The organism is Mycobacterium sp. OAE908 (assembly GCF_017872775.1).
In the GTDB taxonomy this organism is placed as follows: Bacteria; Actinomycetota; Actinomycetes; order Mycobacteriales; family Mycobacteriaceae; genus Mycobacterium.
This window is the reverse complement of record NZ_JAGGJL010000001.1, coordinates 3292044-3316399: the sequence shown is the minus strand read 5'-3', so window position 1 is coordinate 3316399 and position 24356 is coordinate 3292044. Positions and strand designations below refer to the sequence as shown.

Genomic DNA, 24356 nt, shown 5'->3' with positions numbered 1-24356 from the left:
CCCCCCTTGTAGCTACTGATAGTTAGCTGAACGTACGCCGACGCGACGACGACTACAAGACAAACTCCCCCGATGCATCGAGCTGTCGGGGGAGTTTGCGTCGGGGGCCGTTGATTACCGGTAGTCGATGACCACCCGGCCGTCGATCTGACCGCGTTCCATCCGGCCGAACACCTCATTGATGTCGTCGAGGCGGGCACTCTCCACCGTCGGGTGAATCAGGCCGCGGGCGTAGAAGTCCAGCGCCTCGGCCATGTCCTGGCGGGTGCCGACGATCGACCCGCGGATCGTCAGGCCCTTGAGCACGATGTCGAAGATCGGCGCTGGGAAGTCACCCGGCGGAAGGCCGTTGAAGACGATCGTGCCGCCACGCCGCGCCAGTCCGATCGCCTGACCGAACGCCTGCGGGTGAACCGCGGTGACGAGTACGCCGTGCACGCCGCCGGTGGCCTTCTGCACCTCGGCGACGACGTCGGACGTACGGGCGTTGACGGCGACCTCGGCACCGAGACGGGTGGCCAAGGCGAGCTTGGAATCGTCGATGTCGATCGCGACGACCCGCAGTCCCATCGCCCGCGCGTACTGCACCGCGACATGGCCGAGTCCGCCGATGCCGGAGATCGCCACCCATTGGCCGGGCCTGGTGTCGGTCACCTTGAGGCCCTTGTAGACGGTGACGCCCGCGCACAGGATCGGTGCGACCTCCAGCGGGTCGGCGTTCTCGGGGATGCGCGCCGCATAGGCGGCGTTCACCAGCATGTAACTGCCGAAGCTGCCGTTGACGCTGTAGCCGCCGTTCTTCTGGCTCTCGCACAGGGTTTCCCATCCGGTGCGGCAGTATTCGCAGGTGCCGCAGGCCGACCACAGCCATGCGTTGCCGACCTTGTCACCGACCGTGAGGTCATCGACGCCATCGCCGACTGCGACGACGGTGCCATACCCCTCGTGGCCGGGGATGAACGGTGGTTGGGGCTTGACGGGCCAATCTCCGTGCGCCGCATGAAGATCCGTGTGGCACACGCCGGAAGTCTCGAGTTTGACCAATGCTTCGCCGTAGCCTGGCGTTGGCAGCTCGAGTTCCTCGACCTGTAGGGGTCCACCGAATTCGGTGACGACGGCGGCGCGCATGGTATCGGTGTTGGTGGTCGCCGCAGGGGCGCCGAGGGTCTGGGTCATTTCATCATTCCAATCGTGAAAGTGGTTTTATTGAAGGGTCTTTGGTCCCGGCTTAGAAGAAGCCTTGGGCCTTGTTTCCATAGGAGACGAGCAGGTTCTTGGTCTGCTGGTAGTGATCGAGCATCATCTTGTGGGTCTCACGGCCGATGCCCGACTGCTTGTAGCCACCGAACGCGGCATGTGCGGGATACGCGTGGTAGCAGTTGGTCCACACCCGGCCCGCCTTGATGTCGCGGCCGGCACGGTAGGCGACGTTGCCGTCACGGCTCCACACGCCCGCCCCAAGGCCGTAGAGCGTGTCGTTGGCGATGTTGATCGCGTCGTCGTAGTCGGTGAACGACGTCACCGCGACCACCGGCCCGAAGATCTCCTCCTGGAAGATCCGCATCTTGTTGTTTCCGGTGAAAACCGTTGGGGTGACGTAATATCCACCACTCAAATCGCCGCCGAGCTCTGCACGTTCGCCGCCGGTGACGAGTTTTGCCCCGTCTCTCTTGCCGATCTGGATGTACGACAAGATCTTTTCCATCTGGTCCTCGGATGCCTGGGCGCCGATCATGGTCTCGGTGTCCAGCGGATCGCCCTGCCGAACCGCTTTGGTGCGGATGGCGGCCAACTCGAGGAACTCGTCGAAGATGTCGGCCTGAATCAGGCTGCGCGACGGGCAAGTACAGACCTCGCCCTGGTTGAGTGCGAACATCGTGAAGCCCTCGAGCGCCTTGTCCTGATAGTCATCGTGCTGGGCCATGACGTCGTTGAAGAAGATGTTCGGGCTCTTGCCGCCCAACTCCAGCGTGACCGGGATCAGGTTCTGCGACGCGTACTGCATGATGAGCCGGCCGGTCGTGGTCTCCCCCGTGAATGCGATCTTGGCGATCCGGTTCGAGGACGCCAGCGGCTTGCCCGCTTCGAGACCGAGGCCGTTGACGATGTTCACCACACCGGGCGGCAACAGATCACCGATCAACGAGAACAAGTACAGGATCGATGCGGGCGTCTGCTCAGCCGGCTTGAGCACCACGGCATTTCCCGCCGCGATGGCCGGCGCCAGCTTCCAGGTGGCCATCAGGATCGGGAAGTTCCACGGGATGATCTGACCGACGACGCCGAGCGGTTCGTGGAAGTGATAGGCGACGGTCTCCTCGTCGATCTGCGACAGCGACCCTTCCTGCGCACGGATCGCGCCGGCGAAGTACCGGAAGTGGTCGATGGCCAACGGGATATCGGCGTTCAGGGTCTCGCGCACCGGCTTGCCGTTGTCCCATGACTCGGCGACGGCGATCGACTCGAGGTTCTCCTCGATGCGGTCGGCGATCTTGTTGAGGACCACCGCCCGTTCTGCTGCAGTGGTTTTCCCCCAGGCCGGCGCTGCGGCATGCGCGGCGTCGAGCGCCTTTTCGATGTCGGACTCATCGGAGCGGGGGATCTCGCAGAACGGCAGACCGTTGACCGGGCTGGCGTTCTCGAAGTACCGGCCTGCGGTGGGAGCTACCCACTGCCCGCCGATGTAGTTCTCGTACCGGGACTGGAACGTCATCACAGAGCCTTCGGCACCCGGTCGGGCGTACACGGTCATTGGCTTCTCCTAGCTTCGCGACGTATATGTGTCGGACGTCACTGAAGGTAGGTTTTAAACGGTTGCAGCACGGTTGCACGACGTTGCAACCGCCGGCGGCCTAGGCCAGGTCGAAATCGAGACCGGCGAGGCGTCCGCGGGCCTGGGCTCGCATCGCCGATCCCGGCGCGGCGTGGTTGTAGAGCACCCGCCAGCAGTCCCGGTCGTCGCGGCCCTCCGGCAGGTCGAGCCAACGGCGAAGCAGCGCAAGGTTTCCCGATGCCAGCACCGCGCCGCGCACGCTGGCGCTGAGTTCTCTGCGCAGCCGCGCGATGCCGGGCGACACCGACTGCGGTAGCAGTTCGCCGGTGTAGTGGGTGAGTACGCGGTCGACGTCGCCGGCGTGCAGGGCTTCCGAAACGTCGTCGTAGTCGCTGGCGATCGGTTTGAGCAACCGGTACGGCCGCGAGTCGATGTAGTCGGCGCCGATGACTCGGCGCAGCCGGGACATCTCGGCGCGGATAGTCACCACGTCGAGGTCCTTGTCGTCGAGCAGCATCGCGAGGTGGTCGGCGCTCAGACCTTCGGGGTGGCGGCCGAGCAGAACCAGGATGTCGGCGTGGCGACCGGTCAGCGTGCTGGTGTCGAGCTCGGTGTGCCAGCGCGGCCGCTCGGCGCCGAGCACCGTAAGGCGGGTGGCCGTGGGTGTTGTCGTGGGTTGGTTGAGCTGCAACAGGGCGAGGTGGTTTTCGACGGCGACGGCGGTGGCGCGGACCAAGGCGAGGGTCTGCGGCGAGGCGACCTGGGTTCCGCCGGTGAGGTCGATGGCGCCGATGAGCACACCGGTAGCGGGGTCGTGCACCGGCACCGCGGTGCAGCTCCACTGCTGGACGATCCGCGAGAAGTGCTCGGTCCCGCGGATTTGTAGCTCGGCGTCGAGTGCGAGTGCGGTGCCCGGCGCATTGGTGCCCGCGCCGCGTTCACTCCAGTCGGCGCCGGGCACGAAGTTCATCCGTTCGGCCTTGCGGCAGGCTTTCCGATCGCCCTCGACCCAGAGCAGGGTGCCGTTGGCCGCGGTCACGGCGACGACGACGCCGGCGTCGGTGGCGTCGTCAACAAGCAGGCGGCGGATGACCGGAAGGGCAGGCGCCAATGGATGCGCAGCGCGCATGCGGTCAAGGACAGCGGTGGCGGTGGGAGGTGCCCCGAGGTCGGGGTCGACGCCGGTGGCGAGGCTGCGCCGCCAACTCTCAGCGACGAGGGGGCGCAACGGCGTGGCGTCCAGATCGACCTGGCCGGAGACGAATAGCTCATGGACAGCGCGCAGCGACGAAGACGACACCCGGGCTGCTGCCCGGTTGCCCGAAGTCTTCGAGATGTCCACCGGCGACCACGCTCCCTCGCACGCGTGGCCGCCACGATAACCCAAGCTCGCTGGTCGCGGGCAGGGGCTTTCGGCCCTAATTCGACAGCAGCAAACATAGGGAAACACCCGATTCCTTGCCGACGGAATCAACATAGCTTCGCTCGTGACGGACTCCCGAGTTATCTGGACCGTCTCCCCACAGTTCAAGATCACTACGGAGTGAAGATGTTTCGTGTTCTCGGCTCTGCCCTGTTCATGGTCGGCGCGGCCGCAATCGCGTTAGCTCCCGTCGCTTCGGCATCGGGCCCCTACAACAACTGCAGCCAAGCCAAGGCGGACGGCGTCTGCAACATCACGACGGATTCGCCCTGGTACCTGGCGAAGCTCGACCGCGACGGCGACGGCGTCGCCTGCGAGTGCTAGGTACGGCGACCGAAGACGCGCTGGGCTTCGGCTCGAAGTCCCCAGACTGGATGCCGCAGGACCTCGGTGATCTCATCCCGCATGGTTCCTGGCTGAAAAAGATGGGCGCCCACAATTACGGCGAGGCCGCCCGCTGCGCCGATCACCCCTACCTGTGCGCGCCTGGTCGCAACGGCAGTGGCGATCGCGGTTAGGAAGAGGACGTCTCCGACAGTCGACAACACATCGGTGGCGCGATTCTCGTGACGACTCAGCAGCCGGTCGCGGTAAGCGATAAACGCTTCACTCATCTGACCCCCTCGAACGTTCGCACGCCGCTGGCATAACGGTAGTTCGTCGGGCACGAACCGTTGTTGATTGCGACTCTTCCGCTGCACCCCTTTGCTTTTGCAACCAAAGGCAGGACTGTGCGGTCCCGTTGGCTCCCCTCCAAGCGGGACCGCACAGGGTCCTGACGTTGGGCGTCAATAGCCCCAGGCGTTAGCCGCGCTGCGATCGGTCGCTGCGACCTCATCAGAGCCGTCGCGCACGGCATTGCCGAGATTGACCAGGATCTCGTTGAGCGCGGCGGCCGCCTGCTCCCACCGTGTCTGCTCGACGCGGTACGCCTCCGCCGCCTCCCGCGTCCACACCTGTTGCAGCGGCGCGATCTGCGACCGTAGCTCATCCAGCGCGCCGTTCAACCGCGCCGATGTCGCGTGAATGTCTTGTCGCACCGTGTACTCGATTTCGTCGAAGTCATACGACAGCACGTGATCCATGACCCAGCTCCTTAAAGGTTGGTCGCGACGGAACCGATTTGGTGCGAATGGCTTTCGCCGGCCTCGCGCAGCGTCCGTTCGTTGAAGCGGATGGTCTCGGCAATGCGCTGCAGAGCGGCGTGCAGCTTCGTCGATTCGGCGTTCCACCGCTCGACCACATCGCGGAAGCGAACGGCGGCGACACCTCCCCACACCGACGGTGACACGCTGGTCATCCGACCGATGAAGGATTGCAACATCGCCCGGATCTCTTCATTGCGACTATCCGTCTTGCCTGCGACTGCCGACATGAGCTCGAAGTCGGTCGCGAGCGGTCCGCCCCCGGGTGACGTCATCTGGATCCTTCCGTCTCGTTCTGCGCGATATGAAGGTTGGACGTCGGCCCGTCGCATTCGGTTCCATCGAGCCGATTGGTTTTTCAGAACACCGCATGCGCCGAGGCAATCGCCCGATCGCAAACCTGTTGCATGACCTCTTCGTGTCCTGGCGCGCTCTGACACCCGATGGCGATCCTCAGTGACCGATCGATCAACACGAACCACGCGATCTGACGGTCCCGACGCACCTCGCGGTATGTCACCACAGCGCGGTCGACCCGCCGGCCGGTCGGATCGAAGTCGGCGAAGACGCCGTCGGGCTCCTGCGCCAGCGCGTCGCGCAGTGAGTCCGCGACCTGCTCATGCGCTTGCTGCGGCGCCAACGTCGACTGCGTGATGTGCAACGCGCCGGTCGCATCATTGGGCGAAACAACCTGAACGCGCGCCGATCCGGGGCCCGACGTGATGTGCTCGACCACCCATTGCGCGGGCACCATGACGCCGACCCGCCCCTCGACCAACAGCGTCATCGGCAGATCCGCGGTGGCCGTCGGCAGGTGGTGGCGCGCCGCAAATCCGCCGCACATCACGGCTGCCGACACCAGTGTTCCCGCCAGCACCGCCGCCGCACGTCCACTGCGCCTGACCGATGGCTGTGGCTCGCGGTGTCCTGTATCTACCAGCGAACATATCGACTCAACACTGCGGCCAACCCAGCCACGATCCGTAACCATGACGTCACTGTCGTTGGCCCGCAACACCTTTATGAGCGCACGATCGCCTTCGACTCCCTCCGGCGCATCCAGCACAGCCGACGTCGGAATTCTCGTCAGCAGTCGGTCGGTGTCGTCGGGTCGCACCACGTCGACGATCGCTCCGCGCGACGCTATGACGACGAACTCGGGCGCCAACTCCACGAACGACATCTGTGGGTCGGACAGCAGTTCTGCCCGCCGCAGCACAATTACGTCGTTCGCCACTGTCTCGGCGGCGCCACACACCCGCTCTACCCGCGACGACGACCACCACGTCGGACAGACGAGCACAACCGTCTCGGCGGAGCCACCGACGACGTCCTGCATGATTCTTTGCCATACCTGAGTGGCTGGTACCGCACGGTCGTCGACCAGCACCAGCTCGTCGTCGATGGCGTCGATACAAGCTGAAACCCACTCCGGCTCAGCCTCATTCGGGCCGCGGATGGTGATCGGACCTATCTCGACGACGACCTGTTTCATGGCGGGTCTGTCCACGCCACCTGGACCAGGTGATCGGACTGGCCGCGGGTGACAAGCGTTCCCCGCCCCGGCGGCTGCCTCGACGGCCGAACCGAACCCAGCAGGACGCCGTCGTCCGCGCTGGCGCTCATCATCAGGCCCATGCAACCCAACTCGCGCAGCCGCGCCAGAACCGGATCGAACATCGCGCGCGCTGCTCCACCCGAGCGGCGGGCAGCGATCACGTGCAGGCCGACATCCTTGGCATGTGGGAGATAGTCAGCCAGAGGCGTCAACGGGTTGCCGGTGGCGGTAGCGACCAGATCGTAGTCGTCGACGACAAGGTAGATCTCAGGTCCGGACCACCACGACCTGTCGCGCAGTTGCTGTTGTGTCACCGTCTCACTGGGCAACCGGGCCTCCAACTGCTCGACAAGGCCAGAGACTCGCGTCGCTAGGGTCGTGGCCGACATCGAGTACCCACCTAGATGAGCCGATTCGACAACACCGAGCAGCGTTCGGCGGAAGTCGACGATCTCGATCTGCGCGGCGTCCGCGGTAGTGGTGCGGACGATCTCCCGACACAACAGGCGCAGTGTCGACGTCTTACCGCACTCGGTTTCTCCGAGCACCAGCAGATGTGGCTGATCCGCGAAATCGAGTGTCACCGGCTGCAATTCAGATTCCCCTACGCCGAGAACCACGTGGCCGCCGATGGCATCGTGAGCAACGTGCAGCGGCAGAAGTTCGATCGGCTGTGCGCAGCACCCGCCCCACCGCATGATCCTGTCCTCGCCGACGCGTGGCCACGCGATCAACATTTCCTTGCCGTCGCCCGTGATGCCGCGACCCGGCGGGATATGGCCCAGTTGCCGGGCACGCTTGCGGTCCATTTCGGAGTCGGCCGGATCGCCGAGTCGCAACTCGATGCGGGTGCCGAGCTGATCCTTCAGCGCGGGGCGGATCTCTGCCCAGCGGGATGCGGTCACCACCACATGCACGCCATACGAAAGGCCCTGGGCTGCCAGGGCGATCACCCGCGACTCGAGGGCTTCGAAGTCTTGCCGCAGGGTGGCCCAGCCGTCGATGACGAGAAAAACATCACCGGAGCGCGGGGCACCGGCCTCTCGGTTGCGCACGATCGACTCCATCTCGGCGACCACGCGTCTGCAGAGGTCGGCATCGGATCGTGCCGCGACCGATCCCACATGCGGTAGATCACGCAACGCCGCCAATTCACCTCCGCCGAAGTCGAGGCAATAGAACCGCGCCACGGTCGGGTTGTGCGTTGCGGCAAGTGCTGTCACCAAGGTGCGCACGGTTGTTGACTTACCGGTTTGTGGTGCACCGACAATGGCGACATTTCCTGCGGCTCCGGATAAGTCGGCGATCAGCAAGTCACGACGTTGGTCGTAGGGGGAATCGATGACCCCGATCGGCACCGACAACGGGCGATCGCTCGAACCGCAGGCGATGAGATCGTCGAGTACCGGTGACTGCGTCAACGGCGGCAGCCACACCCGGTGTGCCGGCGTCCCATGGCCCGCCAGTCGATTCAGCACGGTATCCATCAACGTCTGAGCGCCGGGTGGTTGTACCGGCTGGGTGATCTGGCCGACGGCCGCTGCGGTGAACAACCGGGGCATGCTCGACGGAACGGAACCTTCGCCCAAGCGCGGATTTTCGTACGGTGCCGAGACAAACGCCGTTTGGAAACGCACCATCTCTGAGTCCGGCGTCTTCAGGTACGCGGCCCCGGGTGAAGTGGGTAAGTGATACGCGTCGGGCACACCGAGCACGGCTCGGGATTCACTGGCGGAGAAAGTCTTCAAGCAGATGCGATATGACAGGTGCGTCTCCAATCCCCGCAGCCTGCCTTCATCGAGCCGCTGGCTGGCCAGCAGCAGATGCATGCCGAGCGAACGGCCCAGCCGTCCGATTGCGACAAACAGTTCGGCGAACTCGGGATGCTGACTGAGCAACTCGGAGAACTCGTCGACAACGATGAACAGGGCTGGTAACGGCGGCATGGCGCGACCTTGTCGCCGCGCTCGTTCGTAGTCGGCGACGTTCGCGAAAAGTCCCGCGGCGCGCAGCAACTCTTGTCGACGGTTCATCTCGCCGGCAAGTGCGTCTTGCATACGAGCGACGAGGTGCGCTTCGTCGGACAGGTTCGTGATGATCGCCGAAACGTGGCAGACGCGGTCCAGGCCGAGGAACGTCGCACCGCCCTTGAAGTCGACGAGCACCAGATTGACGACGTCGGGCGGATGAGCCGCGATCATGCCGAGGACCAAAGTGCGCAGGAACTCCGATTTTCCCGAGCCGGTGGCGCCAACGCAGAGGCCGTGCGGTCCCATCCCGCTCTGCGCGGCTTCCTTGATGTCGAGCATGACCTTGTCGCCGGCTTCGGTCACGCCGATCGGCACCCGAAGCCGTTGGCTGTCCGATCGTGGATGCCATTGCCGCGCGGGTTCGATGCTGTCCGGATCGGTCAGGCCCATCATTTCGAGCCAGCCGGTGATCGAGGCATGGCGGGCCGCACCGACGTCGCGATACGGCGCTAGACGTCTGGCGCAGACCAAGGCCTGCGACTGCGTCAAACCGTCGCTTCGCATATCGCCGTCCAGGGCCAGCCGCAGGCGCGGCCCTTCGATGAAGGGTTGCTCGAGTACGGGTGCCCGTCCGTCGTCGACGACGACAACCACATGCGGCGCCGTCGCGTCGTTTCCGCACGCCGCGGTCGCATCGGCCAGACTGCGGTAGATCATCCTTGCCGGACCGGCTGCGTCGGCCAGCAGCGGATGCTGTTGGTGTGGAAGCCATTTGAGCCAGTCCCAGTCCTCGGACATGGGTCCCGCCACGACGACAACTCGCAGATCGTCGGGGCTGTGCAGAACCGCAAGCTGACAGAGCATGGCGCGCAGTAGCGCCCTCACGACCGTCGGATCCCCGTCGAAGACAACGGCGGAGACGTCCCGCAACGACGCCACGACCGGCACATCGGCCACCACCGATCGGCGCCGGATCAATCGGGACACCGCCGACGCGGTGACCGGGTCGAGGCCGGGCTCCGGCGTCACGAGACGGGCGGACAGCGGCCGCTCGCCGAGGCCGATCCTGACCTGACAGAAGTCGGGATCGTCGAGCGCACGCTCCCACATGCGCTGCCCGCCGATCAAGGTCCATAGCGTCGCCGGATCGGGATGGCTCCAATGCAGCGAGCGATGCTGATCGGCAGCGGCGCCGGCGATTGTCCGATCCAGATCGTCGAGGTAGCCGAGGTAGTCGCGGCGGCCCTCGTTCAGTTGCGCGTTCTGATTTGCGCCTCGTGTGCTGTAGGCGAGCGAGCCAAGGACCGACGCGATCATCATGACCGGAAAGAACATGGACATCGGCCCACGGCTCGCCGACGCGCCGCCCGACGAGAAGTACAGCGCCATCATGCCGCCTGCCGCGACCAGCATGGCCACCGGCAGCAGGCGCGCAAGCAGATTGCCGGGCAAGGGCTTCGGGACTTCGGGCGGCGGGTCGACCATGACGTCGCCCTGCACCATGGTCGGGGCGGGCAGTCGCGGCTCACGGGAGAACTCCATCGTCTGAAGGACGATGCGTAGGTTCGTTTCGTTCCATCCACAGCTCCCGAAATTGTCGAGCCGGCGTGGGTTCGGGTCGCGTTACGGTGAATGCGCGGGCGTCAATGGGGGGGATGCGATGCCGGATTCGATGTGCCGGTTGGCAGTTCAGCACGGGCCGGACACTGTCGAGCTCGCACTGCCGAGGAGCACGCCGGTCGGACTACTGCTGCCGTCGGTCGTGGACCTCGTCAAGCCCGACACGCTCCCCGCCGAGGAGGGTTTGCGGTGGCACCTGTCCCGCGTCGGCCACGGCGCGCTGGACGAAGCGATCAGTCTGCACGACAATGCTGTTCACGACGGTGAGCTGTTGCTGCTCGCCACCGCGCCATCTCCAGCACCCGTCCGTGTGCCCGACGACCCGTGGCAGGTGCTCGTCGAAACCCGTGACCCTCGGTCTGTGCCTCAGCGTGCCATAGCGGCGGCATGCTTGAGTGCTTCGCTGTTCGGCGTCGCGGCGTTGGCCTGGGCAGGCGTGGTCACCCAGGCAATCGGCAACGTCATGGCGGCAACCGCCATTGCGGCCGCGGCCGTGATCGCAACGGTGGCGGTGCGCCGCGCATACCCCGACCCGCTGGTCGTCGTCACCCTTGGCGTCATCGCCGTTGCGTTCGGCGGCGCGGCCGGATTTCTCGCGGTGCCCGCCGGACCCTCGACGGCCAACGCGTTGCTCGCCGCTGCGGTGGTATTCGCGACATCGACGCTGTTGATTCGCATAACCCATAGCGGTGCAATCTGTTTGACAGCTATCGCGACCTCATCCGCACTGACGACCGCTGCTGCCCTGTGTGGCGTCGCATGGGCAGTGCCGATCACCACAACCGGCGCGGCGCTAGCCACGCTGGCCCTCGGAGCCCTCGCAGCCGCAGCCAGGCTGTCGATCGCAACTGCCGGGTTGGCCCCTGCAGAAGACGATTTCACTGAGCTGACGCCTCAGGCGATCGCCGCTCACCAAACCTTCACAGGACTCGTCACCGGGTCGGCGGCCGCAGCTGCGATCGGTGCGGCACTCGTCGCATCCGGTATACCTACCAGACCGAATGCAGTCCTCTTCACGGCCGTGGTGGGTCTGGTGATGGTGCTGCGCGCCCGAACCCACGTCGACAGGCATCGCACCGTCGCGTTGGTGGCGGCTGGGATCGCGGCCATCGCAGCCGGTGGTGTCACCGTCGTGATTTCGGCTCCAGAACACGCTGTCTGGGTGAGCCTCGTCGCGCTCGCAGTCGGCATCGGCATGCTGGTTCGTGGATTCGGCGCAACGCGAAACGTACTCGCGCGCCGCACCGTCGACGTGTTGGAGTACGCGACGCTGGCCGCTGTGCTGCCACTGGCATGCTGGGTCGGCGACCTGTACGGGCTGGTCCGCGGTGTGAGCCTGTCATGATTGCCGAGCGGATGACGAGGTTCTGTGTCGCAGGCCTTCTCGCGACATTGCCCACCTGTTTCGCGCCGCCCGCCGTCGCGGTCACACCGCCGATGGTCGACGATTCGATGCTGCCGAAGCCGGGTCCGCCTGCGCCACCGCGGCCGACGAAGCAACGGGACCCTTGCGTCGTGGCCGCACCCGCCGGCGACAAGGCTGAGGCTGGACAACTGGCAGGACTGAATCTGCAGCAGGTCTGGAAGTTCACCCGCGGAGCCGGGCAGACCGTCGCGGTCATCGACACCGGCGTCCAACGTCACCGCCTCCTCCCCCACCTGGTGCCCGGCGGGGACTACGTGTCCTCCACCGACGGTACGACCGATTGCGACGGCCACGGCACCATCGTGGCCGGGATCATCGGTGCAGCACCGGATTCAGATGGATCGACATTCAGCGGCATCGCGCCCGACGCCACCATCGTCAGCATTCGCCAGTCCAGCAACAAGTTTCGGGCAACCGATGATCCATCGGGCTCCGGCTTCGGCGATGTCGACACGCTTGCGAGCGCTGTGCGTACCGCTGCCGACATGGGCGCGACCGTGATCAACGTGTCCTCGGTAGCGTGCCTACCCGTGGACAGCGGTTTGGACGACCGTCCCCTCGGCGCCGCGTTGGCGTACGCGGTCGACGTGAAGAACGTCGTTGTGGTCGCCGCCGCCGGAAACGTCGGCACCGCCGGTCAATGCCCCGAACAGAATCCGGCAACCGATCCGGCCCGGCCGGGCCGACCAGATTGGGATCGGGTGAACGTCGTGGTGAGTCCTGCTTGGTATGACGACTATGTGTTGACGGTGGGTTCGGTCGATACGCACGGCGCGCCATCAGCGTTCAGCCTTGCCGGGCCCTGGGTGGACGTCGCGGCTCCGGGTGAAGGCATCGTGTCGTTGGATCCCGATGGTGAGGGTCTGGTGAGCAGCCTTCCTGCAGCCGGCGATCCGATCCCGATCGCGGGTACGAGTTATGCGGCACCGGTGGTGAGCGGCATCGTCGCGCTGGTGCGGTCGCGCTCGCCCGAACTGACTGCGCGGCAAGTCATGCAGCGCATCAAAGCGACAGCGCATCAGCCCGCCGCCGGGTGGGATCCTGTTGTCGGGCAAGGGGTTGTCGATGCGACGGCGGCGGTGACGGCCGGTACCACACCTGCCCTGGCAGATGCCCCGTCACGACCCGTGTCCTATCCGACCCCCGCTCCCACTGAGCATCGGGCATATCGGATTTCCGTCGGCGGCGCGGCGGTATGTCTGGCAGTATCCGTCGGCGCAGTCGTGATGACGCCAGCGGCGGCACGGCTACGACGGTCCGGCAAAACTGTCCCGCACGATTGACGCCGCTTCCTTGCTCAGCTCCGGTCCGCGCGGCAACCGGGCCAGCACCGGCCAGGGCGCCGGCACGGGCGGTCCTGGCAGACCCAGCTGCTTCGCAGTGTGTTCGTCGCGAAGACCGAATACGACGCCGGCCTCGGTGACGAAGTAGAGCGAACCGGCGCTCGCGCCGTCGTCGGCGATGCCGACTGACCGAATGTAGGCGCCGCGACCCCGTGGAATCGAGAAGGCGTCGACGTTCGGACCGTCCCCGTCGGACTGCGCCAGTGTCAACGAGCTCGCGGGGGCTGGAAGTGAATCACCCACCAGCACAGCTATTTTGGTGTCCGTCGCAGTCAGCTGCCATCGGGCACACACCATCGCAGCGGGTGAGACACCGGCGGTATCCGGATACGTCGAGACGCGAAGCGTGTCGACACCAGGCATGGCCGCGATGACGTCTGGTGTCACCATGTCGATGTCGCGGTCGTCGTGTGAGTCGGTGAAGCGGACGAGGTCCGCGGTGACCTGGCCGACCCGCTGCACCCCTGTGGCGAGTACGACGTAGTACTCGTCGGCGCCCGCGCGGGCGATTCGCACCACGCTGCCGACCGGATACCCGCGCAGCGGACTCGGTGCGCCCGCACCGGGAATGTGGGGCGCGGCGATGGGCGGCGCTTCGGGTGTCACGTCGAGAAGCGTCCGCGAAACCGGGCGAGGGGTGACGCCGTCCAGTTGCAACGCTCGAACGACCGCACGGTTGCGCAGGTCCACCTTGGCCCGCAACCCGGAATAGAGCAGATACGTCGAAGCCGCGCTCTCCCCGCGAGCCGTGACGAGAACCGCGGGACCCGTCGCGAGGCCACCTTCGGGCAGCGCTCCGGCGATCACGGTCGTCTTGGCCGCGTCCTCGCAGACCGCCCAGCCGGATTCGTCCTCTCGCAGCGGCGGCGCGATCTCGGCGGGCGCGCCGGGAATGCCGAGAAGCGGACCACGCGTGGAGTTGCTGATGGCCGCCGCGCTCACCGCTTCGGCATTCGCGGGCGTGTCAGCGATCAGGCGCGCGGACGCGAGATTCAGCACTGGATGAACGACGTCACCGATGCGGACGTAGAGCGCACCCGATTCCCGCACCACCACTATCGGGGCGCTGCCAAGGTGGTCCGGTGGGCGTAAGAACGCCAGTACCACACAGACCGCGACGACGATCGCGGTGATGACGGCGCCTGCGCTCAACGAAAGCGATTGCGCGCGAAGCGGATCGTCGAGCATTCGCACGTCGCCGCGCACCAGCGCGTGCTCCATCCGGCGCAGCAGGAACCGCTGGCCGCTGACCTGCAGCCGCATTGGTGATTGCCGAGTCATACTTCCCCCGCGGCCAGCCTAACCGCGGCCAAGGGAGGCCGATGTCACGGATTTCGTCAGAACGTGCGGAGCAGAGCGGTTCGACCCTTGATGTGAAGCTTCTCGATGCTCGAGCCGCGTAATTCCTCCATGCGCCGCCGCATTTCGTCACCGAGAGCGTCCAGCTCGTCGTCGCTCATCTCCACTGGCGGTGGACACAGGTCACGCTCTTCTTCGGCGGCGTGTGCGTCCAGCACCGTGACGAACGATTCCCACTCCTCTTGGTAGCCAGGCGCATCGGGCGCTGTCCTCAGTGCCACGGCAAGTTGGTCAAAGACCTGTCGATGCTCTGCGTGTGCGATGGCAACGAGCTTGCTGGCCGCCTGCACGGCAGGGTAGAAGAGTTCGTCTTCGATACGCATGTGGATGTCCAACTCGACCAAGAACTCGTCGAGGGTTTCCTGCCGTTCGTCCGAAACGGGCGGCATCGCGGTGATCTTCTTGCACAGCCCGCGCAACGTGTTGTGGTGCTCGAACAGCACGTCGAAGGCGTTCATTGCGCGCGCACCTCCACCATTCCGTCGCGGACGCGGGCCGCGTAGCTGGGCAGCGGCGCGGTGGCCGGCCCCTTCAGTACGTTGCCGGATTCACATTCGAATCGTGAACCGTGCCAAGGGCATACGACACGGCCGCGGTCGACCCAACCGTCCGACATCGGAGCGCCGAGGTGAGGGCAATACTCGCCGACCGCGAGCACATTGCCGCCGTCGCGGTGCAACACCACGCCGACGCCGTCGATCTCGACTCGCTGCGGTCGCCCATCCAACTCGTTCACCGGCAAGGCCGGCGTCCAGTCCGCGGCCTGCAAACGTGGACCCGACTGGTCAACACCCACACCCGACCCGTACACCAGCGAGGCACCCAGATAGCCGCTTCCGAGAGTGAGGCCGTAGCCCAGCGCCGTCCCGGCCATGCCGCGGAGATGACGGCCTCGTCGACGATCCCACCACGACACCGCATACAGCCCGGTCGCGACAACGTTCAACAGGCCGTGCACGATCCCGATTCGCCGGGACTCGTCGTGGGTGTGCTGCCAATCGGTCGCACCCGTTGCGGCGGCGCCGAGATTGCCGAGAATGCCAACGCCCAGCGCCACCGTCGACGCGTCGCGCATGGTCGTGCGGCCCGGGAGCACGCTCACTGCGTCCAACGTCACCGCCGTGGCGACTGCGCCCGTCGGCAGGCTGGTCAAGGCCGGGTGAAGCGGATGCCCCAGCCACGTCCCGTGCAGCGCGTTGCTCACACGCTCCCGATTACGGCCGAGCGCTGCGAAGCTCACCGCAAGGACGTGTTCGAGTCGATAGCTCGGACGATCCAGCCACCGTTGACGACCAAGCTTCTCGATTGCTCGGAATCCGATTTGTCGCGTGTGATCCGGTGTGGAACGCGGCTGATGTACCACGGCAGCCCTCCCCAGGTTCTGCGTGTTGAAACTTCGGCCGGCCGTCCCCGCACACCCTGACCCGTCACCAGAAACACGAAACGCCGCCGGCTTCGGTTCAATCGAAAGCACGGTGGCGGCAAGCCGGTAGACGTACCTGACGGTTACGTGAATTTTCCCTGATATGTCGCGGGCCGCGACAAAACAGATGTACGTTCCGCTGCATGTCCAACCATTTCACCGGCCTGTCCCTTGGACCGCCGCTCGGCGATCAGCGTCTCGATCTGTGCGATCTCTACGCGTTCGTTTCGCCCGCCGACCCGGGCCGGACCGTGATCATCATGAATGCCAACCCGCTGGCCGACGCGCTGCACCCCGACGCGATCTACCGGGTCGCGATCGACAACGACGGAGATCTGTTGAACGACATAGCTTTCAGCTACGTCTTCTCAGAACCCAAGGACGGCAAGCAGACCGTCGACGTCTACTTGGCGGCCAATGACGAAGCCGAAGAGGCCGAAGCCGTCGGCGAACGGATCTTCACGAACGTTCCGGTTTCGTTCGTCGGCGACGAGCCCTACATCGCCACCTCGGGCGACTTCACGTTCTTCGCAGGCGCCCGCAGTGACGCATTCTTCTTCGACTTCGACGGCGTCAAGCAGCTGTTCGACACCTCCGGTAAGCGCAACTTCACCGATCTGACGCTGCCCGGCGAATCCCCTTGGACCGGAGTCGATTCCAACACCAAGGCCAACGTGTTCTGCGCCGCCATCGAGATGCCGACCAGCTTTTTGGGGGCCGATCCCGACATCCGGATCTGGGGCCGTTGCAGCGTGCGGGAAAACGGCAGGCTGCTTCACGTCGACCGCGCAGGTCACCCGTCGGTCAGCAGCTTCTTCAATACCGACGACACCAAAGAGGAGTACAACGCCAGCGAGCCGGTGCACGACCGGGAGCGGTGGATCGACATGTTCATCCACCAACTGGGCCACACCGGTGGCTACTCGCGCGAGGAAGCCATCGCGGCCATCGACACCGAAGGCACGCTGCCCGACATGTTGACGTTCAACCCGTCGAAGCCGGCGAAGTACCCGAATGGCCGCGTCTTCACCGACGACGTCATCGACTACCGGCTGGCGTTCCTGACCAAGGGCGAGTGCCCGCCCTCGGGTCTGAGCCCGCACACCGACACCCTGGCGGAGTTCCCGTACCTCGGACCGCCGCACCAGTGACCGTCAGCGCCAGCGGGCCCACACATAAGGCACCAAGGCGCGCAGAAAATCGAGATCTGGACCCGGTTGGGCATCGACGAACGCCTGCTCGAAATACTCCTCGGCGACCAACAGAATGCCTTCGGCGTATTCGGAGGTGAACGCGATGCTGCCGTAGTCGTCCATCAGCGCGCGCACCGCGTTCACCATGTCAGCTGATCGTTCGGAACGGTTGCGCCATAAATAGTCTCGAACAAACTCGAGGTCGACGCCCGACGCGTTGGCGAGCAGATGGACGAGCGGAAGCGTGCGCTTACCCTCGTACAGATCGCCGAGGATCTCCTTACCGTAGGTACGCTCGTCCCCGACGAGGTTGAGTAGGTCGTCGCGAATCTGGAAGGCGGCGCCGAAGTGAAATCCGAAGCGCACCAACGGCGCCAGGTCGGCCTTACCGCCTGATCCCACCAATGCGCCGACACGTAGCGGGTGGATCGTGGTGTACCAGCACGTTTTGTGCATGATCAGCTCGAGGTAGTCGTCGGGCCCTAGATCCTCGACATTGTCGAGTTGCCAGCCGACTTCGATTGCCTGGCCCTCCAGCGTGCGCATGGCCATGGTGTCGAATTCATGCCACACCAGGTCGGCGAGATCGCCATCCAGTCGCCGGGTCGCCTTTCGCAGCACCTGCCCAGCAATGATGGCAAGGCCGTCACCGGCGTTGAGCGCGGCGGCCATGCCGTGCGTTGCGGCAAGCGTCGGTCGGCCACGGCGCATCTCGCTGCCGTCGGCGACGTCGTCGTGAACCAGAAAAGCGTTGTGCAGCAGTTCAATTGCGACCGCTATACCCATGACAGCTTCGGGCTCTGCGCCGAACGCCCTGCTGGCGGACAGACACAGCGCGGGCCGCAGCGCCTTGCCCGGCCGCGACGGGTACTCGCGCATCGGCCCGTACAGCCATTGCGCCGGTTCACCGTCCGGCATGGCGTCGAGCATCGCGCGACGAACCACCTTGGCCACTCCGCGCAGGTGGGCGTCGACCTCAGCGACGAGCTCGGCACGGTCGGCGGTGCTCGTCACGGCAGCAGCGATGTGACGGTCAGTACTACTGGAAGCCAGACGTCGGGATGACCGTCGGCCAGAAGGTTTCCCCGATACACACCAGGCCGGACGTCCCCGGTCACGTCAACCCCGATCTCGACGCCTCGACTCGAACGTCGCGGCATAGGAACAGGATTCGGATCGCAGTGCACTGTGGCCGCCGGCACCATGTCGCCGTCGTGGGCCAGTAAATCGCTGCACCGCAGCCGAATCTCGCCGAGCTGATCGGGACCATTGTTGTGCAGCCACACCTCTGTGCTCGCTCGACCCGGCGCGTCGGCGTGAAGCTCAAGAGTCCCGTTGCCGCCGGTCCGGCCGAACTCAAGCGTCGCCGGGCCGGCAAATGGCAAATTCGACAGCTTCGCCGAACCCACGAGAAACTGACCCGCCATCGCCCACCAGATATTCATCAGTCTCTCGATATCCGGATTGTTTCGCCGGCCGGCGCCATTCTCCTCGGCCAGATCTGCGGCAGAACCCGTCGACGTTTCTCCCGGACCTTTGTCATTGATCGCCCCGACGAAGCGGTCGACCAGCTTGCTGGCAGCACGGAAACCCTGGGCCTGGATTGCGTTCAGAGCGCGCACATTGGCGGCCGGGTCGAAGACCGACGCCCACGGCACCTCCGTTATGTTGCCGTCATCGCCAAAACCCCGGCTCACCTGCAGATCCTCCCCCGCAAATCAGACTGGTTTGCGTACGCTCCACGGTATGCTAAGCGCGCCAGCGGGGGGTAGGAGGAGCAAATGGCTGTCGGCCATTCTCTGTTAGCGGTGTACGGCGCTTTCGACCAAGTCGTGATGGAAAACCCGGACAGCCAGGTGCGACAGCAGATCGAGCAGTTTCTGCCGGGCACGACAGGACCGGGCCAACGCGGCTGGTACGCCGAGATTCAGGATTTCGTGCGTCGGCATGCGACTGACCCGGCGGCCGCAGAGTTCCCCACCCTCGACGAAGCGCTCGACGAACTCACTGGCGGCGGTGGAGGATTCGACGCCGCATCACAGGTGATGGGTCCGCGAGAGCGGGCTCGTCTCACTTATGCGACCGCCGCGATGCGAAGCCTGATCGGCACTGACTTGGTACCTCGTGAGCGCATCCCCGTGCTCGAGACCGTCGATACGACCCGACTGGACGAGGCCCTCGGCCAGGCTGGCGACGACAACGCGCTGAGCAGTGCCGATTCCGCACCGATGCCTCGCCATGGTCGCGTGGATCGCCTCAACGAGATGACGCAAGCGTTTACCGGCCGCGGCGACTGGGCCGTCATGATGGCCCAAGCTGCGGACGAGGGCCTGGTGGCGCCGCAGGTCGCGGCGATCCCCGCGATCTCCGTACACGGCGAGAGCACCGGGCCCGTCGTCCGCATGGACAACGCGCCCGACGCCCTACATGGGGAGTATCGGGGCAAGTGCACCGGTGAGGTGATCGAGTCTGATGGCGTCCTCGCCGCGTTGCTCACTACCGAATTCGAGCGGTCAGCTATCAGCATCGACCAGGTCAAGGCGATAGTCGATCCTCTGAATTGGGACAACTGCAACACCTTCTTCGTCGATATGCAGAAGCTGAAGCCGGCCGCAGGCCGCAGCCAGGTGCTGGAGTTGGTCAGCACCGACAAGGACCTTTACGTCATCAAGACAGCGCTGAAGTATTGGAAGCAGGAGCGGGGTGGCAGCGCGATTATCAATTACGACCTCGCTGATAAGCGCAAGGGCACCGGCGACACCGGTCAGGTGCGCGTCGACAGCGGATACATCGTTCTGATCCCAACAAACGACGGCCAGGGCACCCGGGTCCTCACCAGCAAGATGGTCGCGATCGATGGCCTCAGCCCGACGGCCGTCGCCATCTACGCCTCTGTGCTCGGATGGGTTTCGATCGGCGAAATGATGATGTTCGACTGTGCACTTAGGGGCGGCGCCCTCCAAGACGCCGATGACGCCCTGGTTCCATGGCAGCTCTCACCTGAGCCTGACCCCGCAGGCCAAGGCTCCAACCGCGCGTCTGCGACCACGGCATCTGATGATGGCGGAGCTGGCGTGCCTCCTGTCGCGGGAATCCTGATGGCCGAAGCGTCGACCCGGATGGCCGACTTCATCGAAAGCACCACGAAGGACGCGGTTGTCATTGCTGACAAGTGGGTCAAGGGCGACCTCTCCGTCAAGGAAATGGTCGACTACACCAGCAAGGTCGGCGCGCAGCTGGCGAGCGAGCCATGGCGACTGTTGCAGGACATGCTCAACCGTGTTCCGACCCGGCCCGCTGCAGGCAGCCCACCAGCCGACGAACCGCAGGGGGATGGTTCGCCATGACGAATCCGACAACCAGCAAGCCTGTCGTGCTTGCCGAGTACATGGCAAAGATCTGGGTCAGGATGCTTCGGCGAAGCGGTGCGATCGCCGAAGATGCTTCCCAAAAGATGGCGGCCGGCAAGTACGGTTACGACGACTACGTACGATCTGTAAGGCAACTCGTCGACGGCAATCTGCTCGACGGCATGGAGTTGGCCGAAACGCTTCTTGCCGGTCCCGGATTCAAGTCGGCGGCTAATGTGGCTCGGTCGGACCCGTATCCCGTTGGCCCCTACCAGAACTCCGAATACGAAGTGACGGTTACGTCTCCGCTGAGTCGAGGGTTTGGCGACGCCATCCCCGGCGCTCGAATCGGTTTCGAAGCGGTGAAGAGCGGCGAGGACGACAGACTGACATCAGGGATCCTTCCAATAGGAACCGAACACTTCCGGCTTGTCGTCGACCGAACCAATCTTCAAAGCGGTTTTTACTTCGGCCAGGTGACGATGGTGGCGCGACCCGCGACCAAAGCGGATGCAGGCGACCAGCAAGTCGTGGACGTTGCCATCGGCCTGTGACTGATCACGTTAATCAGCCGAGTATCGACGAGCTGCTAGACCGGGCCGTCGACGCGATCAACAGCGGAGATCGCGCAGCGGCGGACGCATTGGCCGGTCAGGTGCTCGACCTCGACCGAACCAACAGCGACGCCGAAGAGCTGCTGGCGGCGCCGTCTGGACACGGCGAGATCCGGCGAATAACGATCCTGTTCGCGGATCTGGTCGGCTCGACGGCACTCTCGACCCGGGTCGAGCCCGAGATCTATCGCACCGTCGTTGGTCGCTACCGCGACGAAGTGCGCAGCATCGTCGAACAGTACGAGGGCTACATCGGTGCTACGAAGGGTGACGGACTCCTCGCTGTGTTCGGCCATCCCCAGGCGCACGAAAACGACGTGCAGCGCTCGGCATCGGCCGCGATCGACATCATCCGCTCCGTATCGGATCTGAGCGATCGTGTGCGGCAGCAATTCGGTTTCGGGATCGATGTGCGGGTGGGCATTCACCGTGGAGTCGTTTACCTGGATACCGCACAACTTGACGTCTACGGATTCGCGGCCAATCTGGCGGAGCGGATGTGTGGTCTCGCCGACCCCGGAACCGTCGCCGTGTCGGACTCGATTGAGCCGCTGATTCGCGACAGCTTCGAACTAGAAGCGCAACTGCCCGAACGGGTCAAGGGAGTGGAGGGCTTGGTCCGGCACTTCCGCATCATCGGTGAGCGCGAAGTGTCCAAGGTGGTGCTCGGCCCGTTGATCGGCCGCCGCAGCCAGATCGCTTATCTGACGGACCGCTGGGACGAGGCGCAATCGGGTGGCCTTCGGACCCCGGGCGTGGTGCTTCAGGGAGAGGCGGGGATCGGGAAGAGCCGGCTTGCCTGGGCGGCAGTCGAGATGGCCGAGCGGTCGAATGCCATGGTGCTCCAACTGATTGGATCGCCTTTCCATTCGGACGTGGGCCTGTGGCCGGTACGCCGACTGCTCGAGCGGCGATGCCGCATCAGCCGCACGTCAGATCCAACAGAGCGCCTTGAGCATCTCGAAGCCGAGATCCGGCAGCAGTCGCTGAATCCGGCGACGGTAGTCCCACTCCTGGCACCTGTACTTGGCATCGATGCGCGATACGGCTACGAACAGGTGCACGCGGAGGGCAGAGCGCTCTACGAGCAGATCGTCGCCGCGGTCTGCAACTATCTCGTCGCATGTATGCGCGATGGTCCCGTGTTGCTACTTGTGGAAGACATGCACTGGTTCGATGAAGACAGTGCTGAACTGGTGAATTCCTTGCTGGACACCGACCTCGGCGGCCGCATGCTAATGGTCATGACCGGGCGGGATTTAGCATCGTTACCCGACAGTCCCAAAGCTCGGGTCTTTCATCTGAACCCGTTGACCGACGATGAGTCGGATGAGTTGATAGTCGCGCTTCATCCTGAGATGACTACGGATACCCGCGGGGCGGTACGTCGGCGTTGTGACGGAATCCCGCTCTACATCGAGGAAGTCGTGGCGAAGCTGAAGGATCAGCAGACTGATGCGGCAGAAAGCGTCGGGGTGCCCGACACCCTTTATGAAGCGCTGATCGCGCGGCTGCGGTCCAGCGCGGATGCCGTGCTCGTTGGCGAGGCCGCCGCCGTCATCGGCGGCCGCATCGACCGAGGCCTTCTGTTATCTGTCGTCGACCTTGACCCGCAGCACGCAGACCGCGTCCTACGCGAACTCACCGACGGTCGGGTTCTCGAGCCGCTCGATGAGCACAGCTGGCGGTTCCGGCACGAACTGATACGCGAAGTCGCGGCCGAACTTTCGCCGCCGAGTCTCCGTCGGCGACTGCATAGCCGGGTCGCCGATGCCCTCGCCGCCGCCAGCGACACCAACCCCGACTGGCCATTGGTGGCACGGCATTACGAGCACGCAGAGCGGTACGCAGAAGCAGCGAAGGCCTTTCGGCAAGCGTCGACAGACGCGCGGCGCCGAGGCGCGCTCGGCGAGGCCCGCACGTATCTTGGCCACGCGGTCGAACAGGCCGAGCGCTCACCGGCCGGGCAGGACCGAGATCAGCTCGAGATCGCTCTCCGCCTCAGGCGCGGCTTTCTCGTCTCGGCAGCGGAAGGCGTGGCGAGCCCGAACGCCGCCGCCGATTTCGAACGGTGTCTTCAGTTGTCCAGCAGTCATTTGGCTGACGACGAGTTCTTCTCCACGTTGGTCGCGCTGTACGGCTACTACGCGATGCGCGCCGATCTCGACCGAGTGGAACGACTGCTGCAATCCGTACGAGCGAGTTTGACCGGGCGGCGCAAGTGGTTTCTGCCCTATAACGACGCCGGATTCGGCATGCTGGCTTGGTACCGCGGCGATTTCGACACTGCGCGCGAGAGGCTCGAAGGAGCCGCGTCATCACGAAACGAAGAAGGAGCAAAGGAACTCGAGGCGGTCTGGTTCATGCCCAATGAGGGGACGGCATCGATCTACACACATCTCGCGCTGGCCTACTACATCCAGGGTGACTTGGCCAGCGCCGAGGCTGAACTGGAGCGGACCGAACGCCGATGCGAGGCACTCGCGTTTCCCCAAGGCGCGTTCAGTTTGGCGTATGCCCGCCAGATGGAGGTGCTGATCCGGATGGAAGCCGGCCAACTGGATCGCGCGATGCAGGTCGCCACCGCACTGGCCAACGGCGGTATGCAACACGGCTTCGACTCATGGGCAATGGTCGGCGCCGCACAGCAATCGATGATCAGCGCACTGTCGTCGCTCGCCAGCGACGCGGTTGACCCGGCAGAGTTACAGATGCACATCGCGACCATCACCTCCTATGTCGACCTGTGGCGTGCGTTGGCCGTCAGGTCACTCATCACGATCTATGACGCGGCGCTGGCCCGCCTGCTGACCGCGGCCGGTCAGCGCGATGCCGCGCGCGATCGTTTGCAGATCGCGCTGCAACTCGCCGATGAGACAGGTATGCATTTCTATGACGCCGAGTTGTTGCGGTTGCGCGCCCACACGACCGACGACTTGGATTCGCGTCGAGCGGACTTGAGCGCCGCCGCAGACCTGGCGCGCCGTCAGGCCGCGACCATCTTCGAATTGCGCATTGCCGCAGACAGTTTCGAACTCCATGCCGACTCGGCGCATCAGATGCTGATCGACGCGCTCGCACGCTTTCCGCAGGGCAGTACCTGGCCCGAACTGACCCGCGCCCGGGCACTTCTCGGGTGAAGCGGCCGAGAGAAAAGGT

General features: G+C 64.9%; 20 protein-coding genes. 7 read left to right on the top strand and 13 right to left on the bottom strand.

What is annotated here, in order from left to right:
• Positions 1 to 114: 114 nt before the first annotated feature.
• The 3 genes from adhP to J3E61_RS16250 all read right to left on the bottom strand — a co-directional run bounded on the left by adhP (position 115) and on the right by J3E61_RS16250 (position 4115).
• The gene (gene adhP / locus J3E61_RS16260; RefSeq protein ID WP_210084236.1) at positions 115 to 1176 is read right to left on the bottom strand and encodes an alcohol dehydrogenase AdhP; all 1062 of its coding nucleotides are present in this window, start codon (positions 1174 to 1176) and stop codon (positions 115 to 117) included.
• Positions 1177 to 1228: 52 nt separating this feature from the next.
• Entirely contained in the window at positions 1229 to 2752 is a 1524-nt protein-coding gene (locus J3E61_RS16255; protein WP_210084235.1) for an aldehyde dehydrogenase family protein, read from the bottom strand.
• Between the two features lie 100 nt (positions 2753 to 2852).
• The gene (locus J3E61_RS16250) at positions 2853 to 4115 is read right to left on the bottom strand and encodes a GAF domain-containing protein (protein ID WP_210084234.1); all 1263 of its coding nucleotides are present in this window, start codon (positions 4113 to 4115) and stop codon (positions 2853 to 2855) included.
• A 207-nt stretch (positions 4116 to 4322) separates the two neighbouring features.
• On the opposite strand from J3E61_RS16250, the gene J3E61_RS16245 reads away from it, so the two are divergent.
• A complete protein-coding gene (locus J3E61_RS16245) occupies positions 4323 to 4520 on the top strand; it encodes an excalibur calcium-binding domain-containing protein (protein ID WP_192721968.1) in 198 nt (65 codons plus the stop codon).
• Here the strand turns inward: J3E61_RS16245 and J3E61_RS16240 are convergent.
• The 5 genes from J3E61_RS16240 to eccCa all read right to left on the bottom strand — a co-directional run bounded on the left by J3E61_RS16240 (position 4517) and on the right by eccCa (position 10411).
• Positions 4517 to 4810 (bottom strand): hypothetical protein, encoded by a 294-nt coding sequence (locus tag J3E61_RS16240; RefSeq protein ID WP_192721969.1) that lies wholly within the window; start codon positions 4808 to 4810, stop codon positions 4517 to 4519. The genes J3E61_RS16245 and J3E61_RS16240 overlap by 4 nt on opposite strands.
• A gap of 174 nt (positions 4811 to 4984) precedes the next feature.
• The gene (locus J3E61_RS16235; protein WP_210084233.1) at positions 4985 to 5281 is read right to left on the bottom strand and encodes a WXG100 family type VII secretion target; all 297 of its coding nucleotides are present in this window, start codon (positions 5279 to 5281) and stop codon (positions 4985 to 4987) included.
• 11 nt (positions 5282 to 5292) lie between these two features.
• Positions 5293 to 5616 carry a WXG100 family type VII secretion target gene (locus J3E61_RS16230; protein ID WP_192721971.1) on the bottom strand — a complete coding sequence of 108 codons (324 nt, stop codon included), beginning with the start codon at positions 5614 to 5616 and terminating at the stop codon, positions 5293 to 5295.
• An 83-nt stretch (positions 5617 to 5699) separates the two neighbouring features.
• The gene (locus tag J3E61_RS16225; protein ID WP_210084232.1) at positions 5700 to 6836 is read right to left on the bottom strand and encodes a type VII secretion-associated protein; all 1137 of its coding nucleotides are present in this window, start codon (positions 6834 to 6836) and stop codon (positions 5700 to 5702) included.
• Complete coding sequence (gene eccCa / locus J3E61_RS16220; protein WP_210084231.1) at positions 6833 to 10411, bottom strand: type VII secretion protein EccCa; 3579 nt, start codon at positions 10409 to 10411, stop codon at positions 6833 to 6835. The genes J3E61_RS16225 and eccCa overlap by 4 nt, the downstream gene beginning before the upstream one ends.
• A 118-nt stretch (positions 10412 to 10529) precedes the next feature.
• Between eccCa and eccD the strand changes: the two genes are divergently transcribed.
• Together eccD and mycP are read left to right on the top strand one after the other, a co-directional pair.
• Positions 10530 to 11834, top strand: coding sequence for a type VII secretion integral membrane protein EccD (gene eccD / locus J3E61_RS16215; protein ID WP_210084230.1), 1305 nt, complete (start codon positions 10530 to 10532; stop codon positions 11832 to 11834).
• Between the two features lie 11 nt (positions 11835 to 11845).
• Positions 11846 to 13198 (top strand): type VII secretion-associated serine protease mycosin, encoded by a 1353-nt coding sequence (mycP, locus tag J3E61_RS16210; protein WP_210084229.1) that lies wholly within the window; start codon positions 11846 to 11848, stop codon positions 13196 to 13198.
• Here mycP and eccB read toward each other — a convergent pair.
• Genes eccB through J3E61_RS16195 form a run of 3 tightly spaced genes read right to left on the bottom strand, consistent with a single transcriptional unit; the run spans position 13163 to position 15980 of the window.
• Entirely contained in the window at positions 13163 to 14539 is a 1377-nt protein-coding gene (gene eccB, locus J3E61_RS16205; protein WP_210084228.1) for a type VII secretion protein EccB, read from the bottom strand. The genes mycP and eccB overlap by 36 nt on opposite strands.
• 56 nt (positions 14540 to 14595) lie before the next feature.
• Positions 14596 to 15075, bottom strand: coding sequence for a hemerythrin domain-containing protein (locus J3E61_RS16200; protein ID WP_192721977.1), 480 nt, complete (start codon positions 15073 to 15075; stop codon positions 14596 to 14598).
• On the bottom strand, positions 15072 to 15980 hold the full coding sequence (locus J3E61_RS16195; RefSeq protein ID WP_210084227.1) for a Rieske 2Fe-2S domain-containing protein: 909 nt from the start codon (positions 15978 to 15980) through the stop codon (positions 15072 to 15074). The genes J3E61_RS16200 and J3E61_RS16195 overlap by 4 nt, the downstream gene beginning before the upstream one ends.
• Positions 15981 to 16183: 203 nt before the next feature.
• On the opposite strand from J3E61_RS16195, the gene J3E61_RS16190 reads away from it, so the two are divergent.
• Complete coding sequence (locus tag J3E61_RS16190) at positions 16184 to 17191, top strand: DUF4331 family protein (RefSeq protein ID WP_210084226.1); 1008 nt, start codon at positions 16184 to 16186, stop codon at positions 17189 to 17191.
• A gap of 3 nt (positions 17192 to 17194) precedes the next feature.
• Here J3E61_RS16190 and J3E61_RS16185 read toward each other — a convergent pair whose 3' ends face one another.
• Positions 17195 to 18247: a polyprenyl synthetase family protein gene (locus J3E61_RS16185; protein WP_210084225.1), complete on the bottom strand. Its 1053-nt coding sequence runs from the start codon at positions 18245 to 18247 to the stop codon at positions 17195 to 17197.
• A complete protein-coding gene (locus tag J3E61_RS16180; RefSeq protein WP_210084224.1) occupies positions 18244 to 18930 on the bottom strand; it encodes a hypothetical protein in 687 nt (228 codons plus the stop codon). Before J3E61_RS16180 ends, J3E61_RS16185 begins: the two co-directional genes overlap by 4 nt.
• A gap of 84 nt (positions 18931 to 19014) precedes the next feature.
• On the opposite strand from J3E61_RS16180, the gene J3E61_RS16175 reads away from it, so the two are divergent.
• From J3E61_RS16175 to J3E61_RS16165, 3 genes are read left to right on the top strand one after another with little or no spacing between them, the layout of a single operon-like run.
• The gene (locus tag J3E61_RS16175) at positions 19015 to 20580 is read left to right on the top strand and encodes a hypothetical protein (RefSeq protein WP_210084223.1); all 1566 of its coding nucleotides are present in this window, start codon (positions 19015 to 19017) and stop codon (positions 20578 to 20580) included.
• A complete protein-coding gene (locus tag J3E61_RS16170) occupies positions 20577 to 21137 on the top strand; it encodes a hypothetical protein (protein ID WP_210084222.1) in 561 nt (186 codons plus the stop codon). The genes J3E61_RS16175 and J3E61_RS16170 overlap by 4 nt, the downstream gene beginning before the upstream one ends.
• On the top strand, positions 21134 to 24337 hold the full coding sequence (locus J3E61_RS16165; RefSeq protein WP_210084221.1) for an AAA family ATPase: 3204 nt from the start codon (positions 21134 to 21136) through the stop codon (positions 24335 to 24337). Before J3E61_RS16170 ends, J3E61_RS16165 begins: the two co-directional genes overlap by 4 nt.
• Positions 24338 to 24356 lie beyond the last annotated feature (19 nt).